General features: G+C 53.9%; 15 protein-coding genes. 5 read left to right on the top strand and 10 right to left on the bottom strand.

The features are described 5' to 3' along the window. Positions 1-44: 44 nt before the first annotated feature. From B212_RS0129325 to B212_RS0129315, 3 genes are all read left to right on the top strand, one after another. Complete coding sequence (locus B212_RS0129325) at positions 45-1,601, top strand: FAD-dependent oxidoreductase (protein WP_019914922.1); 1,557 nt, start codon at positions 45-47, stop codon at positions 1,599-1,601. A 141-nt stretch (positions 1,602-1,742) separates the two neighbouring features. Beyond that, positions 1,743-2,462 (top strand): 3-ketoacyl-ACP reductase, encoded by a 720-nt coding sequence (locus B212_RS0129320; RefSeq protein ID WP_028531106.1) that lies wholly within the window; start codon positions 1,743-1,745, stop codon positions 2,460-2,462. Between the two features lie 38 nt (positions 2,463-2,500). Beyond that, positions 2,501-2,812 (top strand): antibiotic biosynthesis monooxygenase, encoded by a 312-nt coding sequence (locus tag B212_RS0129315; protein ID WP_019914920.1) that lies wholly within the window; start codon positions 2,501-2,503, stop codon positions 2,810-2,812. 258 nt (positions 2,813-3,070) lie between these two features. Here B212_RS0129315 and B212_RS0129310 read toward each other — a convergent pair whose 3' ends face one another. The 8 genes from B212_RS0129310 to cidR all read right to left on the bottom strand — a co-directional run bounded on the left by B212_RS0129310 (position 3,071) and on the right by cidR (position 13,611). Then, positions 3,071-3,340, bottom strand: a complete 270-nt coding sequence (locus B212_RS0129310; RefSeq protein WP_019914919.1) for a hypothetical protein — start codon at positions 3,338-3,340, stop codon at positions 3,071-3,073. 462 nt (positions 3,341-3,802) lie between these two features. After that, positions 3,803-6,028, bottom strand: a complete 2,226-nt coding sequence (locus B212_RS0129305; protein ID WP_019914918.1) for an MMPL family transporter — start codon at positions 6,026-6,028, stop codon at positions 3,803-3,805. A gap of 265 nt (positions 6,029-6,293) precedes the next feature. Continuing rightward, on the bottom strand, positions 6,294-8,204 hold the full coding sequence (locus B212_RS0129300; protein ID WP_019914917.1) for an ABC transporter ATP-binding protein: 1,911 nt from the start codon (positions 8,202-8,204) through the stop codon (positions 6,294-6,296). Continuing rightward, complete coding sequence (locus tag B212_RS0129295) at positions 8,201-9,961, bottom strand: ABC transporter ATP-binding protein (protein ID WP_019914916.1); 1,761 nt, start codon at positions 9,959-9,961, stop codon at positions 8,201-8,203. Before B212_RS0129295 ends, B212_RS0129300 begins: the two co-directional genes overlap by 4 nt. After that, positions 9,954-10,340, bottom strand: a complete 387-nt coding sequence (locus B212_RS0129290) for a MarR family winged helix-turn-helix transcriptional regulator (protein ID WP_084673375.1) — start codon at positions 10,338-10,340, stop codon at positions 9,954-9,956. The genes B212_RS0129295 and B212_RS0129290 overlap by 8 nt, the downstream gene beginning before the upstream one ends. 398 nt (positions 10,341-10,738) lie before the next feature. Next, complete coding sequence (locus B212_RS32775) at positions 10,739-12,139, bottom strand: hypothetical protein (protein WP_019914913.1); 1,401 nt, start codon at positions 12,137-12,139, stop codon at positions 10,739-10,741. Positions 12,140-12,296: 157 nt separating this feature from the next. Further along, complete coding sequence (locus B212_RS32770) at positions 12,297-12,581, bottom strand: aspartyl-phosphate phosphatase Spo0E family protein (RefSeq protein ID WP_019914912.1); 285 nt, start codon at positions 12,579-12,581, stop codon at positions 12,297-12,299. Positions 12,582-12,693: 112 nt separating this feature from the next. After that, positions 12,694-13,611 carry a cidABC operon transcriptional activator CidR gene (gene cidR / locus B212_RS32765; RefSeq protein ID WP_019914911.1) on the bottom strand — a complete coding sequence of 306 codons (918 nt, stop codon included), beginning with the start codon at positions 13,609-13,611 and terminating at the stop codon, positions 12,694-12,696. A gap of 110 nt (positions 13,612-13,721) precedes the next feature. Here cidR and B212_RS0129265 point away from each other — a divergent pair, with 110 nt between their 5' ends. Further along, positions 13,722-14,093: a CidA/LrgA family protein gene (locus B212_RS0129265; RefSeq protein WP_019914910.1), complete on the top strand. Its 372-nt coding sequence runs from the start codon at positions 13,722-13,724 to the stop codon at positions 14,091-14,093. Next, entirely contained in the window at positions 14,090-14,773 is a 684-nt protein-coding gene (locus B212_RS0129260; RefSeq protein ID WP_019914909.1) for a CidB/LrgB family autolysis modulator, read from the top strand. Before B212_RS0129265 ends, B212_RS0129260 begins: the two co-directional genes overlap by 4 nt. A 68-nt stretch (positions 14,774-14,841) precedes the next feature. Here the strand turns inward: B212_RS0129260 and B212_RS0129255 are convergent, their stop codons facing one another. Both B212_RS0129255 and B212_RS0129250 read right to left on the bottom strand, forming a co-directional pair. Continuing rightward, a complete protein-coding gene (locus tag B212_RS0129255; protein WP_019914906.1) occupies positions 14,842-15,810 on the bottom strand; it encodes a Gfo/Idh/MocA family protein in 969 nt (322 codons plus the stop codon). A 306-nt stretch (positions 15,811-16,116) separates the two neighbouring features. After that, a complete protein-coding gene (locus B212_RS0129250; RefSeq protein ID WP_019914905.1) occupies positions 16,117-18,426 on the bottom strand; it encodes a helicase C-terminal domain-containing protein in 2,310 nt (769 codons plus the stop codon). Positions 18,427-18,495: the final 69 nt, after the last annotated feature.

Here is an 18,495-nt window from a genome sequence, read left to right as displayed (position 1 = left end):
ATCTAAATTTCAGTTTATATTGCAAGCGATGGAGGATAAATAAAATGGATAACACCCATTTGCACTTGCAGAGCCTTCCGCAATTTCCGAAATCCTTATGGAGGGACAGCGTAGAGCTGCCTTCTTATCCGCGGCTTGAGGCGAACCATGTTACGGATGTTGCGATTGTCGGAGGCGGAATTACCGGAATTACTGCGGCGTATCTTCTGACCCAGGCCGGGTATAAGGTGACGCTGCTGGAAGCGGGAGTGCTGTTCGCAGGCACTACCGGATTTACAACCGCCAAAATCTCCGCCCAGCACGGGATGATCTATCAGGATTTGCTTAAGGATTTCGGCGAGGAGAACGCCCGGCTCTATTTTCAGTCAAATAGTGAAGCGCTGGAATGGATCGTCGCCACGGCAGAAGAATTGAAGCTGTCCTGCGGCCTCGCACGCGAAGCAGCTTATCTCTATGCCGATTCAGGAGATGAGAAGACGCTCAAGCAGCTTGAGGCGGAGTTCGCGGCTTATCAGAAGCTCGGCCTGCCCGGCGAATGGCTGGACAAGCTCTCCTTACCACTGAAGGCGGGCGGTGTTATTAAAATGCCGAATCAAGCCCGGTTTCATCCGCTCCAGTACCTCAAGGGCCTGCTGAAAGTCATACTGGATAAGGGCGGCGTTATTTACGAGCATACGATGATTGGGGAGACCGTGGATATCAAAGGCGGCCTGCTCACTCTCTATACCGAAGACGAGCAGTATAAAGTCAACTGCCGCCATGCCGTGTCGGCTTCCCATTTCCCTTTTTATGACGGAGGTGCCCTGTATTTCACGCGCCTGTATGCGGAACGCTCCTACTGCCTGGCAATTGAGCCGAAAACCGTGTTCGGGGGTGGAATGTATTTGAGCGCGGGAGATACCACCCGTTCCCTGCGGGCAGTAGATTGGGACGGCCGGAAGCTGGTCCTTGTCGGCGGAGACAACCATAAGACAGGGCAAGGCATCTGCACCTTCAGCCATTACGAGAGACTGGAACAGTTCGCAGAGGAGCTGCTGGGTATCCAAAGCATCCCTTACCGCTGGTCCACGCAGGATCTTACCACCTTGGACCATGTGCCCTATATAGGCAAGGCGTCTGCCGGCAAGGAAATATATATCGCCACCGGCTTCAATAAATGGGGAATGACCACAGGAACGCTGGCAGCGCGTATCATTGCGGATGGTATACAGGGTAAACATAATCCTTTTGGTGCATTGTATGATCCCTCTCGCTTCAAGCCCCAGCCGACGATCAAAAATTTCATTATTCAGAACGCCAATGTCGCCAAGGAACTGGTAGCGGGCAAAATTGAAATTGTGCACAAAAAGGCCCGAGATCTGGGCAGAGACGAAGGGGCAGTTGTCTTCTATGACGGCAAACGCGCCGGTGCATACCGCGACCCCGAAGGCAAGCTGCATCTGGTCGATACAACCTGTACCCATCTGGGCTGCGAATGCGAGTGGAATGAAGGGGAACGCTCCTGGGATTGCCCCTGCCACGGCTCCCGGTACTCTGTTGATGGCGACGTTCTGGAAGGTCCGGCCACGGTGTCTCTGACAAAGCTGGAAGCAATCGAATAATCAGCAGCCTGTGGGCCAGACGTTGCCCTCTCGCAATGGCATCACGGTCCCGGCGTGATTGTCCACTCCCGCTCAGGTATAATGGGTATTGAATGGCTACTCATTAAATATGCATTTTTAAAGGGAGCGTGACGTTTGGTTATGGAATTAAAAGGTAAAAGTATTGTGATTACCGGCGCCGGCAAAGGCATCGGCAAGGCTCTGGCCGTGGCACTGGCCAAAGAAGGCGCGAATCTGGGCCTGATCTCAAGAACGGCATCCGATTTGGAGGCGCTCCAATCGGCTCTGGCTAACGAGTACGGCGTGAAAGTCAGCATCGCTGCGGCGGATATTGCTGTGCGTGAAGAAGCGGAGCGTGCGGTGCTCTCCTTGCAGAAAGACCTCGGGGCTTTCGATGCGCTGATTAATAACGCCGGAATCGCCAAGTTCGGCACTCTTCTGGAGATGGACCCGGCGGACTGGGAGCGCCATATGCAGATCAACCTGTTCGGCAGCTATTATGTTACCCGCGCGGCCCTGCCCGCAATGATCGAGCAGAGCAGCGGCAATATCATCAATATCTCCTCAACAGCGGGAGAAAGAGGTTTTGCCACGGGTTCGGCCTACTGCGCCTCCAAATTTGCCCTGATGGGCATGACCGAAGCGCTCGCTCAGGAGGTGCGCAAGCACAACATTCGCGTGGTTGCACTCACGCCAAGCACCGTCAACACCGGACTGGCAGAGAATGCCGGACTGAAGATCGGGGACGAAGACCGCATGATGCAGCCTGAGGACGTAGCCGAGTTGGCTCTGGCGGCTCTGAAGCTGCCGGACCGCGTCTTCGTGAAGACTGCCGGAATCTGGACCACCAATCCCCAATAACGCAACCCCGTTACTGACACAATGAGGGAGGGCTACAAATGCTGGTAGTTACGAACACCATTAAGGTCAAGGAGGGCCACGGTGCAGCCCTGGCCCAGCGTTTTGGCGCAGCGGGCGGCGTACAGGCCATGCCAGGCTTCATCCGTATGGAGGTATGGCACGGCGCAGCCAAAGAAGGCGCGGAAGAATTGAAGATCAGCACCGTCTGGGAGGACGAGGAAGCCTTCAAGGGCTGGACCTCCAGCCCCACCTTCCGCGAATCCCACCGCGGCGCCGGCAGCAACGAGCATATTCTCGGAGCTTCGCTGGACAAATACGAGCTGCTGGTCAGCCGCAGGTCCGGGGAGTAGACGCAGACTGGGGCAGGAATGTGGGTGGGATGCGGCAACCCGTGCGGGACGCAGGGATTAGGGTGAGACACGTGAGGCACTAGAAGCGGGGCGGAACGCAGGAACCGGGACGTGACGTGTGGCGCGAAATGTAGGAGGGCGCTCCGCCGCGCGGGGCTCTGGCCTTCTAACAACGGCATTTTTGCCGTTGTTTCGCCCAGAACCCGCCCGCGGCCTTCCAACAACGGCATTCCTGCCGCTGTTTCGCCCAGAACCCGCCTACGGACTTCCAAACAACGGCATTCCTGCCGCTGTTTCACCCAGAACCCGCCTGCGGACTTCCAACAACGGCACTTCTGCCGCTGTTTCGCCCAGAACCCGCGCGCGGACTTCCAACAACGGCATTCCTGCCGTTATTTCGCCCAGAACCCGCCTGCGGCGTTCCAACAACGGCATTCCTGCCGCTGTTTCGCCCAGAACCCGCCTGCGGAATTCCAACAACGGCATTCCTGCCGCTGTTTCGCCCAGAACCCGCCTGCGGACTTCCAACAACGGCATTTCCTGCCGCTGTTTCCGCCAGAACCCGCCTGCGGACTTCCAACAACGGCATTCCTGCCGTTGTTTCGCCCAGAACCCGCCTGCGGACTTCCAACAACGGCATTCCTGCCGTTGTTTCGCTCAGAACCCGCCTGCGGACTTCCAACAACGGCATTCCTGCCGCTGTTTCGCCCAGAACCCGCCTGCGGACTTCCAACAACGGCATTCCTGCCGCTGTTTCGCCCAGAACCGCCTGCGGACTTCCAACAACGGCATTCCTGCCGTTGTTTCGCCCAGAACCCGCCTGCGGACTTCCAACAACGGCACTTCTGCCGTTGTTTCATGCAGCTCGCACTAGCTGCATTTGCTTCGCCGGATTCTACGGCATTACTACTGCTACTTTACACGAACAAGGATGCCCGCCGGCCTTTACGGCACAGCGGGCATCCTTGTTTGTGTCTAGCACTTCAATTGTCAGTCCTCACGTCCAGGCAATGCACGCTCCAGCTCATGGTGCTTGCCGGGCCAGAAGGCCCATTTTCCAAAAAGAACGGTTATTGCAGGCACCAGGAACGGACGGACCACGAAGGTGTCCAGCAGCACGCCAATGGCGGTGATGATGCCAAACTGAACCAGCACTTGAATCGGCAAGCTCGCCAGCACGGCGAAGGTTCCGGCCAGAATGAGCCCGGCAGAGGTAATGACCGAGCCGGTCTCGTTAACCCCTTCGGAGATAGCCTGCTTCAGCGGCATTACCTTACGCTTTTTCCAGATATTCGAGATCATGAAGATGTTGTAGTCCTCGCCAAGCGCCACCAGGAACACGAAGGAGTATAGCGGGATCGCACCCTGAATGGCATCCGCTCCCAGCAGATAATGAATAATAATCCAGCCGAGGCCGAGGGCCGAGAAGAAGGAGAGGATAACAGTTGCTACCAGATAAACCGTCGCTACTACAGACCGCAGGTAAATCAGCAGCAGTACGGTAATTAACCCGATAACAACCGGAATAATCAGATCCGTGTCCCGTTCACCAAGCTCTTTGGTATCATGCTGAGTTGCTGTCTGCCCGCTGATCCATACGCTGTCTTGAACGTTGTCCAGACCGGATTCTACCAGCGCCTGTTCCACGGAGGCCTGCAAGGCCGGAATATGGCTCATGGCCTCCAGCGAGTATGGATTGCTCTTGAATTCAATATCATAGCCGAGAATGTTCTTGTTGACGGTACCCTGCTGCGGATCGGACACCTTATCAATATAGGAAATGCTCCCAAGGGCCACCTTAATGTCCGTTCCGTCTACCTTGCCCTGCGTATCCACCATGAGCTTCGCGGGGGCCAGCTCTCCGGGGGAGAACTGCTTGCCGATCAGGTCAAAGCCTGTGCGTGACTCCATATCCTTCGGGAAGGAGGACAGAATATCATAGGTGAACTTGATTCCGCTGGAGAACGAGGCCAGCACTCCAAGAAGGACAACGGTCAACCCTACAATGGCCCCAGGGCGGGAAACGACGAGGCCGCCGATTCCTTTTTTGGTGGAGGCTTTGGGCTGTGGAGCCGGTTTGCCCTTGGCTCTAGCCCGTTCGGCCTCCATCTGCGCTGTGCGCGGAATAAAGGGGAAGAACGAAGTCCGGCCAAAGATCGCAAGCAGTGCCGGCACCAGCGTCAGACTGGCAATCCCCATGATCAGAATCGAGACGCTGAACGGAACCGCAAACCGGTGGTAGGCACCGTACTTGGCCAGCAGCAGCGCAAACAGCGCCAGCACAACCGTAAACCCGCTCATCGCGATAGCTCCCGAGGAATGGGCAACGGCACGCCGCAAAGCAGTGCTCTTGCTCTCCTCCACCTTCAGCGTCTGACGGAAGCGGGAGATCAGGAACAGGCAATAGTCAGTTCCGGCACCGAACAGCAGGACAGTCATAATGGATATGGCCTGGGAATCGACAGTGATCCAGCCCTCCTGGGCCATTTTGCCGAGCACAGGACTGGTTACTCCATACGCAAAACCTACCGCAACCAGTGGAATCAAGGCGAGGATCGGTGAACGGTAGATCAGCAGCAAGAACACGAGCACCAGCACTACCGTGGCAATTAGCAGTGAGACATCCGCATTCTTGAACAGTCCTGTGGCATCGACGGAAATCCCCACCGGCCCGGTTATCCGAAGGCTTAGCTCACCGCTATCCACCTTAGCCGCCGGAGGCTCGCTGCCCGTTACTTCATTCACAATTTTTTTGATTGCCGTTAGAGCTTCACCAAGCTGCTCACTGTCTGCCGTCTTCTCAAAAAGCACCGGCGTCACCAGCGTGCTGCCATCCTTCGACAGCGAGGCTTGAAGCGCCTGCGGCGGAAGCTGTCCCAGCGGCGGGACATAAGTCTGATGCTCCAGCGGCTGCTTTTCCAGCTTGCCATATACAGCGATCACTTGCTTCAGGTCCGCTTCCGACATCCCGCCTTCCCTGTGCCATACGAGCAGCGCAGGTACGCCGCTGCCGGCAGGGAACTCCCTTTCGGCAACTACAGATGCTTTTACGGACGGGGAGCTCTTAGGCAAGTTCGTGGCATTGTTCAACTCCTGGGAATTCACGCCTGGCCATAACAGAGTGAGCGCTGCTACCGCTGCAATCCACACCAGCAGAGTAATCCACTTACTCTTGCTGCCTGCTACCCATTTACCGTAGCCTGACATTCCTTTCATCCTCTCTTCACACCCTCCAGCCCTAAAATGAACCGTGGGTCATTTTCTTATATCATATATATACTGCAAATTTTAAGCAAACCTTTTTTTAAACTCTGCTATATTAACCTTATTATCATTCCTTGAATAAGTTTCATGCAGATAAAACAAAGGCATAGCGAAAAAGCCCCCTGCACACAGTTAGGACTTCGCCTGCTGTGAACAGAGGGGCTTCGTGTTGCCGCCAAATCTAAATGGCTAGGCCTTATATTTTATCTGCATCACCTTAACTTACTTCCACCAGATCGTCACCGGAGAATTGGCTGTTGTACAGGTCGGCGTAGAAGCCGCCCGCCTCCAGCAGCTCTACATGCGTGCCTTTCTCGATGACACTGCCGTGATTCATCACAAGGATCAGGTCAGCGTCACGGATAGTCGATAGACGGTGGGCGATAACAAAGCTTGTTCTGCCCTTCATCAGCGTGTTCATCGCCTTCTGGATCTGCACCTCAGTACGCGTGTCAACGCTGCTCGTCGCTTCATCGAGAATCAGAATGGACGGATCGGCCAGAATCGCCCGGGCAATGGTCAGAAGCTGCTTCTGCCCCTGTGAGATGTTAGAGGCTTCCTCATTCAGAATCGTGTTATAGCCAAGCGGCAGGGTACGGATAAAGTGATCGGCATGCGCAGCCTTGGCTGCCCGCACCACATCCGCTTCCGTAGCGCCTTCGCGGCCATAGGCAATATTTTCACTGATTGTGCCGTTGAACAGCCACGTATCCTGCAGCACCATACCGAATTTGCTGCGCAGCTCACTGCGTTTCATATCGGTGATATTGACACCGTCGATGATAATCTCTCCGCCGCTGATTTCATAGAACCGCATGAGCAGGTTAATCATCGTGGTTTTACCCGCGCCAGTCGGACCTACAATCGCAATGGTCTGTCCGGGGCTGACTTCTATGTTCATGTCCTCAATCAGAATAGCATCTTCTTTGTAGCCAAATTTCACATGACGGAACTCAACGGAGCCTTCTTCAGCATCCGCCGTGCGTTTCGCCAGGGAGGTGCTAACCTCAGGAACTTCCTCTTCTTCATCCAAAAGCTCAAATACGCGTTCCGCCGAAGCAATCGTCGATTGAATAATGTTGGCGATATTGGCCGTTTGCGTAATCGGCATAGTGAACTGGCGTGAGTATTGGATAAAGGCTTGAATATCCCCGACATCAATGATTTTCTTGGTAACAAAAATACCGCCGACCACACAGACGAGCACATAACCCAGGTTGCCGATGAACATCATCAGCGGCATAATCATCCCGGACATGAACTGCGAGCGCCAGCCGGAGTCGTACAGCGAGTCATTGATTTTGTCAAATTCAGCAAGCGAATTCTTCTCACGGCCAAAAGCCTTGATGATCCGGTGACCGGTGTACATTTCCTCAACATGACCGTTAAGCTGCCCCAGCGATTTCTGCTGGCCAATGAAGTAGGACTGTGAGCGTTTGGTGATGCCCATGATCACTACAAAGCTCAGCGGCAGGGTAATGATCGTAATCAGAGTCAGCCAAGGGCTGATGGTCAGCATCATAATAATGACACCGATAATGGTTACGATAGCTGTAATGAGCTGCGTCAAGCTCTGCTGAAGCGTAGTGCTGATATTGTCCACGTCGTTGGTCGCGCGGCTGAGAATTTCCCCGTGTGTCCGGGAATCGAAATATTTCAGCGGCAGACGTTCCAGCTTGCTGTTGATCTGCTCGCGCATATCGAAGACAACCTTCTGGGCTACGCCGGACATCACATATTGCTGCACATAGCTGAACAACGCGCTGAACAAGTACAGGCCAGCCAGAATAAGCAGAATTTGGTTCACATAATCAAAATCAATCTTCGCTCCCGGTACTTTCATGAGAATGCCATAAGCGCCTTCGAACAGCTTGGTTGTTGCTTTACCCATCACCTTAGGACTGAAAATACTGAATACGGTACTGGCAATAGCCATAATAAAAACAATAAGAAGCTGAACCTGGCGAGGCCGCAAATAACGGATCAGACGGCGCAACGTTCCTTTGAAATCCTTGGCTTTCTCGGGAGGCAGCCCCATACCCGGACCGCCTGGCCCCCCTGGGCCGCGCCCGCCAAAACCGCCTTGACGGCGGGGAGCCGGTTTGCTTGCACTATTCTGTTCACTCATGCTATTTCCTCCTCTGAAAGCTGCGAGGATACGATTTCGCGGTATACATCGCTATTCTCCATCAGCTCACGGTGTGTGCCCATTCCGGAAATCCGGCCTTCATCAAGCACAATAATCCGGTCGGCATCCATAACGGTGCTAACCCGCTGGGCGACAATCACTACGGTCGATTCCGTAGTCTCGGTCTTGAGCGCAGCGCGCAGCTTGGCGTCCGTCTTGAAGTCAAGGGCCGAGAAGCTGTCGTCGAACAGATAGACCTCCGGTTTTCTTACCAGCGCGCGGGCAATGGACAGCCGCTGCTTCTGGCCGCCGGAGACGTTGCCGCCGCCCTGTGCAATCTCCGAGTTGAAGCCGTCTTTCATCGCGGATACGAAATCGAATGCCTGCGCCACCTTGGCCGCATGAATGATCTCTTCGTCGGTAGCATCATCTTTGCCGTAACGGATATTCTCGTTGATGGTACCGGTGAACAGCACCGCTTTTTGCGGAATATAACCAATCTTGCTCCGCAGCTCTTCCTGTGTCATCTCGCGCACATCAACCCCGTCGACCCGTACGGCGCCTTCAACAACGTCATAGAATCGCGGAACCATGCTGAGCAGCGTAGATTTCCCTGATCCTGTACCGCCGATAATGGCCGTAATTTCACCAGGCCGGGCGCTAAAGCTGATCCCGGAAAGCGCCGGCTGCTCCGCACCGGGGTAAGAGAAGGATACGTTGTCGAACTCGATAAAACCACGCATGCCATCACGTCCGTCCTTACGGGTCGCTGTAGCAGTTGTCTGAAGCTGTCCAGCCGTTGGATCTGTAATTTCCGGCTGCATATCCAGCACCTCGTTAATACGAAGCGCAGAAGCGGATGCCCGGGGAATCAGCACAAACATCATGGATACCATGATCAGGGAGAACATAATCTGCATCGCATATTGGATAAAAGCCATCAGTGAGCCGACCTGCAAATCACCGTCGCCGATTCTGATTCCGCCGTAGTACAGGATGGCGATCATCGAGAAGTTCATCACAATCATCATCAGCGGCATCAAGCCGGCCATGATTTTATTAACCTTGATGGCAGTATCCGTAAGATCTTTATTGGCTTCAGTGAACCGTTCGTTCTCATGGCTAATCCGGTTGAACGAGCGGATGACACGAATACCGGTCAGATGCTCGCGCAGCACGCGGTTCAATTTGTCCAGCTTGACCTGAATCGCCTTGAACAGCGGCAGCCCCTTCATGCCAATGAAGAGAATCGCACCTACAAGCAGCGGAATAACCACTACAAAGATCAAAGACAGTTTGGCATCCTCGGAGACTGCCATAATAATGCCGCCGATCATCATCATCGGTGCGCCGACCATCATGCGCAGCATCATAGTCAGCACGGTCTGAACCTGAGTAATATCATTCGTAGTGCGTGTAATCAGCGAAGCTGTTCCCAGCTTGTCAAACTCATGCAGCGTGAAGTTCTCCACATGATTGAACATCCGCGAGCGGGTGTTCTTGCCGAAGCCGGCGGCAATTCTGGCAGACAGGTAGCTGGCAATGATAGAGCACAGGGCGCCCCCTGCGGCAACCAGCAGCATGAATCCGCCGATTCTCCAAATGTAGCTGCGGTCTCCCTGCACGATCCCTTTGTCAACAATGTCGCTCATCAGGGTAGGAAGATACAGATCGCCCATAGACTGCAGGAACACGAGTATTAACACCGCTGCTACTGCCAGCCTAAAAGGCTTCAATTGCTTCAATAGTTTAATCACGTTTCTCATCTCCGTTCATTTGTAACCGGTCTAGATTAGGCGGCGGATTGTCCTCTATGAACCTATGCACCTTCTGCAGCAAATCTGCCAATTGGTTGCACTCGTCTTCGCCCAAATGCTCCACCAGCCTGTTAAGAGTAACATCCATATGATCCCTCGCCCTGCGGGTAATAATCTTCCCCTGCTCCGTGAGCTTGATACGCACAACCCTCCGGTCGGAGGCGTCCGCTTGCCGCACAACCATCTGCTTGGCCTCAAGACTGTTCACGAGCTGCGTAACGGTTGGGGGCGTAAGTCCCAATAAGCGGCTGATCTCGGAAACCTTCATTCCCTCATCCGCTGCATGTGACCGTCTGGCGATGCATATTAATAAAGTCATCTCACTGGGCTTATGTCCCTCTACCGTCTGCTGCCAATGGGCTTTGCGCAAATGCCGGAGTGCGGAGAAAAGCCGGTGCGCGACTGGATTGTCCTGATCTATCCCAATGTGCCCACCTCCATTTTAGTTAGGTATCCAAATATTTAAACATGATATTAATTAGGCAACCTAATTATATTTAGGCGATAGCTCTTTGTCAATTGTTGTATCCGTTATCAATTATTACGGAATGAAGAACAGCAGCTTCTCCATTCAGGGCAGCATAAAGAACCCCCTGCCATGAAGGCGGGGGGGTGGTTGTCCGACTTTGAGAGTCAGCTTAGAAGCCCATTCCATGCTCCAGCACTTTAAAAGATCCGCCATGCTCTGCAGGTGCCTCTGGCCCAATCAGGATGAAGCTAAATAATGCCAGAACGCTGAATGCCATTAACAGTGTTTTCTTCATTTTTCCTCAGCTCCCTTATGGTTTCACCATATTTCTTTTGCTGCTGCTCGGTCGCATAATTCCTGTACGTCTCAAACAAAGTTACACAATCAATAATGTTGCTGGCACCGTTCAGCCGGATAGCCAACTGAAGCGACTGCAGAATACTTTCTACCCCTTGATTATACAACTCACGTTCCAGAAGGTACATCGAAATTTGATAGCGGAGCCGATATAAGCGGTCTATATTGATCGGGTCCATAAATTGCTCAAACCGCACCATTTCCCGGGAGAACTGCGCGAGAACAAAGTCTACAGAGAATCCGTAGCGGTTGGCCGACTCTACAATAACCACCAGACCAGGCAATATTTCACCCGGATTGTTCGCCAAAAATGCCGTATAAGCCGGGAGGGCCGCCTCATTGCCTATCATCATCTCCAGCGTGAACCCGTTGGCTATGGCAAAAAGGCTGAAGCTCTCTACAATATGCCGTCCTTCTTCGTCCAAAATTTCAAACCAGCTCAGGTCCGCATATCCGGCGGTATATTTCTTCGCTTCCTCATATTTGCCCTGCTTGGTAAGTGCGGTTGCCTTGGCTAAATACCCGTGACCGTAATATATGACAAGCGGACGCTCCAAATTCAATTCCTCGTGGCGCCTGCCGGATTTCTTCCTGAGCTGCTCCCGGTAGATCCCGTTGGCGAGTGCCCTCAGCTCATCCGCGTACTTCTCCACATCCTTCCACTTGTGCAGTGTGAAGCACACGTTAGCCAGCTTAAGCAGCCCATCAAGCTGCATATTCTCCGGAAGACGTCCGCGAAAGGGCTCAAAGGTGATAACCGCCCGCAGTTGTTCTTCCTTATCCACGACGGATTCCAATGATTTGAAAATACGGTACTGGCTGATGGCCATACGCTCAGAATAGCTGTCCTGCTCGTTGTCTACGATAATTTTATAGAAAATAATCGACTCCTGGATTTTTCCGCTGCCGAATAATTTCTCTGCCACAGAATACAAAATCTCCAGCGGCTTCGCATATTCCATGATCCGGCTTAGGACATCCTCAATGCAATGCTGCTTGCCAAGCTCGGCACAACGGATTAAAAAAGGCTCCACCCGGCGGCGGGAGATCCTCTCCTCGCTGAAGCACTCATCCACATATAACGGATATAACCATCCTTCCGGAAATCCGAAGGCTCTAGTGAACGCATCAAGTTGCCGCAGTGAAATTGGCTTGGGCGGATTCCCATGAAGTATAGCGCTGAGACTTCCGCGGTTCAGACCAGAAACCTTCGCAAACGAAGCGAGATTATAACCCGAGCGGGATAGATGTTTCTCAATTTCTGAGCGTATGGTTGTCAACTTCGCCTCCACCCGGCCACCCCCTCCGTTAACTTTTATAATGTCCTTCTATTAATTGCCATTATAGGTGATGACTATAGAAAGCACAACAAAATGGCCCCACAAAGTGGGGCCATCCTGTTCAAAGGTTTTGGAGAAATTTCACATATTACAAAATCCAACTGATAATTTATTGCTGCAGCGCGGCTTTGCTGCGCTCCCTGTGGGTCTTCGGTTTCTTCCCGTAAGCAGTTGCTGCGCTCTTGCGGCTGCGCAAACTTTCCATCATTTTGTTCTGGGCCATCACGATGTAGCCATCCAGCCGCTGGCTGAGTTCCAGAACCACGTGGTCGCTGAGACTGCGCTCCTGCGCAACCTCAAGCAGCTCACTTCTAAGACTCTCTATAGTTATAAACAGCTCATCTTCTCTATACTCTTTTAAAAGTTCAACAGGGGAATTTTGGTAAAGGCTCATGGTTACTCACCTTCTCTCTATCAACTTCATCCCTATCATAAATCATGATGCCAAAAAACATATTTTGAAAAAAAAGAAAAAAATGTCGATCACAATACAATATTTAATTTCGTTATTTCTTCTCTCCGGCACCCGGCGGCAAATACCGTTCTCCCAGCACCCTCATGGCGAAATTGATCCATTCGCGTGCCGCAAAGGACAAGTACCGGTCTCTGCGCCAGATCATGCCGAGCTGCCAGGGAATGACAGGCTCCGTCAGCGGCACCACGGAGATCCGCGTCCGGTCCATGTCCCTACAGATGGTCTCCGGGAGCAGGGCGATTCCCATTCCGGCATCCACCATCCGGCTGATCAGATCCCATTGTGAGCTTTCATAGACGACCTTGGGCTGAAACCCTACCTTAACACATTCAGTAATAATCCGGTCATGGAGGGCAAAATCCTCCCGGAACAGCACGAACTCCTCCTCCGCCAGCTCGCTCAGCGGCACGGCCGCCGCTCCCGCCAGCCGGTGCCCCGCAGGCACCAGCAGCTCAAGCTTCTCCTCTACAAAGGTGAAGCAGTGAAACTTCGCTGCATTCACCGGCAGCACAATCGCTCCGATGTCGAGCAGTCCGGTCTCTACATCATCCTCCACTTTTTTGGCCCCGTCTTCATGCAGGCGGATCGTCACATCGGGGTAACGGCGGTGAAACTCGCCGATTACCGCAGGAAAGAAGCTCGCGCCAACCATCGGCGGCAGCCCGATGCGGATGTGCCCCTGCTTCAAATTACGCAAGCTGTCCAGCTCCGAGGACAGGCTCACGAACGCTCCCACGATGTTCTGCGCCTTGGTCAGCAGAATCTCTCCGGCATCCGTCAGCCGGATGCTTTTGCCCTCGCGGTAAAAAAGGTCCGCACCAAGCTCCTCCTCCAGATTGCGGATCATTTTGCTGATCGTCGGCTGGGAGATGTACAGCGATTCCGCCGCTCTGGAAAAGCTGCTCAGCCGGGCCACCTGGACGAAATACTGCAGTTGCCGGATATCCAAATTCGCCGCCTCCTTGTATAGATAAATGGAATGTCACTTATTCAATCTATTCATTTTACCTATGAAAGAAATGGATGTAAACTTTCAGTAATCGAAAGGAGCGAAGCCTTATGAAAAAGCTTGGTATAGGCTTGCTGCAGGTAGCCGGACTCACCCTATTCTCAATGTTAATCAACTTTTTGACCCCACTACTCCATATTCCCATTCCCGGAAGCATCATCGGCATGATTGTTCTGTTCCTGCTGCTGGAATCCGGTGTCATTCGTCTGAACTGGGTAGAAGTCGGAGCCTCCTGGCTGCTCGCCGAGCTGCTGCTGTTCTTTATCCCTTCAGCTATAGGTGTTATGAAATATTCCAAGCTGCTCGAAGCAGATGGTCTTCAAGTGCTGGCGGTAGTGCTGGTCGGCACCTTTGCCGTAATGGCCAGTTCAGGGCTGCTTACAGGAGCTATATTTAAAGTAAAGGAGCGTAGAGGATCATGATAACCGGATTATTACTGCTTGTACTGACTGTCGCCGTGTATCTGCTGTCCAAACGAATCTATGCTTCCAGCAATAAAATGTACGCTTCCCCGCTCATCATTACGCCGCTGCTGATAATCAGCTTCCTGCTGATGACGGGAATTCCCTATGAATCCTACAATGCGGGAGGCAAATGGCTTACGGATCTGCTGCAGCCGGCAACCATCGCTTTTGCAATCCCTCTTCATAAAAATTTCAAGGTACTCAAAAAGCACGCCGCCGAAATTGCGGCAGGCGTGCTGTCAGGGACGGTAACGGCAGTACTCTCCTCGATGCTGCTGGCCAAATGGATGCATTTAAGCGGCGACCTTGCCACCAGCCTGGTACCTCGTTCGGTTACTACACCGATCGCCATGAGCATCTCGCAAAGCATCGGCGGCGTTCCGAGTATTACGGCAGTTTTCGTAATTCTGACCGGGGTACTGGGGACGTTGATGGGGCCTTCCGTCCTGCGCCTCTTCCGCATTGACAATGAAATTGCGCGCGGTGTTTCGCTGGGAACCGCCGCACACGGTACGGGCACCTCCAAAGCCTTCGAGCTGAGTTCGCTGACCGGCACCATCTCCAGTATCGCGATGATTCTGACGGCGCTGCTGTCCATAGGGGTTGCGCCGGCTCTCCTCGCGGTTTTCCTCCAATAGGCCGCCCCGGCTTGGGCCAATAGACCTGCCCGTTCAGCAGCGCTGATCCGGCGGGTCTTCTTTCTTCCTTACAGCTTCACAGGCAATCCGCTCTGCGCCGAATCATACGCTGCACAGGTCACCTTCAGCGTCTTGTAGCCGTCTGCATAGTCGCTGAGAATTCGCGAACGGTCGCCGGTCCGCACCGCATACAGAAACGCTTCGCTCTCGGCGGCGTAAGGATTGCCCGCATTCGCATACTCCTTGCTGTCGCCGCTGCGCACCTCAAGCAACCGCTCCGGGTTCCAATCCAGCAGGCCGTTGTCATTATAGAAGCTCAGCCCAACACGGCCTATCTCGCCGGGCAGTACGCAGGTATTCGAAATATTTGCGACAACACCGTTGTCCAGCTTGAGCGACACAGTACCTACATCCGCTACCGTTACACCCTCATGCTGCTCATGCATGATGCGGTTGCCGAACATGCCGTATACCTCCGACACTTCACCGCCAAGATACCGCAGCAAATCAACAATATGCGTCGTCTGCTCCGTAAACTGGCCGCCGGACTGCTCCTGGTTGCGCCACCATGCCACGCCCGGCATACCGCCCATCCATTGTCCGACGATCATCCCTACCTTGTCGCCGCTGAGCGCCTGCTTCAGCCGGGCTATGTTCTCCTGATAACGGAAGTGGTAGCCGACGGAGGTCAGCAAGTTATGCGCCTGGATGTCCTCCAGCAGACTTGCCGGAATCTCCGTACTTGAGCCTAGCGGTTTCTCAATGAAAAAGGGGATATCCCTGTGGATCAGCGCACGCTCTATCGCTCCATGCGATTGAGGAGGCACGCAAATATATACTGCATCCAGCTTGTGGGCATCCAGCATCTCTGTAATTTCCCCATAACCGGCGGCTCCGTAAGGGCGAGCCATCTCCTCCCCTTTTTGCTTGCTGCTTCCGCATACAGCTTGAAGCTTCACATCCTCCATTCCTGCCAGCAAATCCGCATGCACCTTGGAGAACCAGCCTGTCCCTACAATCCCTATATTCAGTGTCATAATATTCCCTCCTGTAATATTCGAATGTATGCCTTTTCATAGATTATACGCTATCAGCCGTTCCTATATAAGTTGAACTTTAGATTTTCATATTAGGGTTTGGTCGTAACTGCGGGGAATGTTTGGACTTCCGGCCGCTGTTAGGTTTGGATTTCTCTGATTGGAACCGCTGATCGCGGTAGAAATCCAAACATAGCTTATGCTTACGATGCCAGCTTTCCTACGGAAAGCTCTCAGGCGGACGCGTTCGCTCCTCCAGTTCCAAACTTCCCCTCCGCACTCCTACCTTTTTATGAATTTTTAAGTTCAACTTATTACTATAAAGTCTCTCCACTCCTCCGGGAGCAGCTCTAAATATGGGTGCTGCAGGAAACGGTCATCCGCCAGCACAATAATTCCGTTGTCCTGCTCACTGCGGATCAGCCGTCCTCCTGCCTGCTGCACCTTGCACATGCCCGGGTAGACATAGGCATAATCAAAGCCATTCTTGCCCTGGGACTGAAAATATTGCCGCAGCAGATTGCGTTCCAGCCCTACCTGCGGCAAACCGACGCCGACGACCATCACCCCGTTCAAGCGGTCGCCGGGCAAGTCCACCCCCTCGGAGAAGATCCCGCCAAGTACTGCGAAGCCAAGCAGCGTCTTCGGATTATCCGGCCGGAAGGAGGACAGGAATTCCTCCCGTTCCTGCTCGCTCATCCCGCTTCCCTGAACGAGAGTCGCCGCCCCGGGATATTTGTCCGTGAACACCTCAAGGACATTCTGCAAATACGCATAAGAAGGAAAAAATACCAGGTAATTGCCCTTCCTTGCAGCCATTCCCCCCAGTGCGTCGCTTAACGGAAGGAAGGAATCGGCACGGTCGCGGTAACGGGTGGACAACGGAAGCACGGATACCTCCCACTGCTCTTTATGGAAGGGGGAAGGAACGTTCAAGCTGTAATCTTCCTCAGCCGCCCCGATCATATCCCGGTAGTAGGACATCGGGGATAGCGTTGCAGAGAATAGAATCTGGCTGCGGAAGCCCTTTGCCATTTGCTGCAGCAGATGGGACGGGTCCAGATTGAACAGCTTCAGGGCGACATCTCCCCGCTGGACCTCGGCATAGGTGATATACCGTTCATCATAGGTTTTGAAGGTGCGCAGCATGCCCTGCACCGCATAGTAGGTGTCCAGCAGACCGCCGGCCTCTTCCGTATCCGGTCCAAAAAGCGCGGAGGGAGGACTGAGCAGCTCCAGCTCCGCTTCAGCGGCGAAGGTCTCCAGCAGTTGCGGCAATTCCGCCGGGTAGTCCGGCCAATGTCCTTCTCCTTCTTCGCCGCAGCTTTTGCGCAGCGCGATGAAAAAAGCATTCACCGCTTTGGCGGCTGCGGCAAGACTGCGGTTCACCGTCTTATACTGCCGCTGCAGCGCCAGAAACGGCGCCTTGGTGAGCGAGGCGGAGTACATCTCCCTGCCCCGGTCCACCAGGTTATGGGCCTCATCCACCAGCAGCACCGTCTTCTTCTTCCGCTCCTCGGGCAGCCGCTTCAGGCTGATCCGGGGATCATAGATATAGTTGTAGTCGCAGATGACCATATCGCAGGCATAGGCCGTATCCAGCGAGAACTCAAACGGGCATACCCGATGCTTGCGGGCATATCCCGCAATGATCTCCTGCGTCATCAGCGTTTCATGCGCCAGCATATCCAGCACCGCTTCGTTTATCCGGTCATAATACCCTTCGGCGAAAGGACAGCCGTCCTTGCCGCACAGCCCCTCCTCACGGAAGCAGGCCTTCTCCTTGGCGGTCAGCGTGATGGCATGCAGATGAAGGCCGCCGGCAATCAGCAGCAGGACCGCCTCCTGCGCCGCAAACCGGGTGACCGTCTTCGCCGTCAGGTAGAAGATGGCCGTTAGCTTGCCCTCGCCCAAGGCTTTTACCGCCGGGAAGAGGGTGGACATCGTTTTGCCGATGCCTGTAGGCGCCTGGGCGAACAGATTAACACCCTCTGCAGCCGTCTTGTACACGGCTGCGGCGAAATGCCGCTGCCCCTCCCGGTAAGCCGCAAATGGAAAACCCAGACCGCGGATGCTCTCCTCCCTCCGCCCTTCATGAGCGACCCTAAGCTCCGCATAAGGGGCATACCTCGCCACCGTGTCCATCGCGAAGGCCGTAAGCTCTTCTCTGGACACGTGCCTGTACAGACTATGCTGCTCCTCGCTGCCTCTGCGGACATAGGTAAGCTTGACTTCAATAGAAGGAAGCTCCTGCTCCAGTGTGATCATATAGGCGTACATGAGTGCCTGCGCCCAGTGAACCTCCCGCCCTTCGAAGGCGGAATCCAGAGGTCCGGCGGTAGACTTAATCTCTTCTACCATCAGGCTTCCATCCTCGCGGACAAGCAGGCCGTCACAGCGTCCGTCGATGATGAACAACAGATCTTCATAAGGAATCTCTGTCTTCAGATAGACCTCTTTGCGGTCGCCTTCCTTATACTGCTTCTGAATATGCTGGTGGATACGTGTGCCTTCGGCCATTGCCGCACCGCTGCGGAAGCCCGGCTCCAGGCTGCCGCTGCTGAAGGCGTACTCCACCAGCGCCCGCACAGACAGCGATATTTCTGCGTACTCCATGTTCCGCCTCCTCCATGTCCACGCCATTTTTTGCAGGCGAGAGGCCATTTTCGTTCTTTTAACACCGAA

This window comes from Paenibacillus sp. HW567, assembly GCF_000374185.1.
GTDB lineage: Bacteria > Bacillota > Bacilli > Paenibacillales > Paenibacillaceae > Paenibacillus_AQ.
The sequence above is the reverse complement of the archived record's forward strand: the minus strand, read 5'-3'. Positions and strand labels throughout refer to the sequence as shown.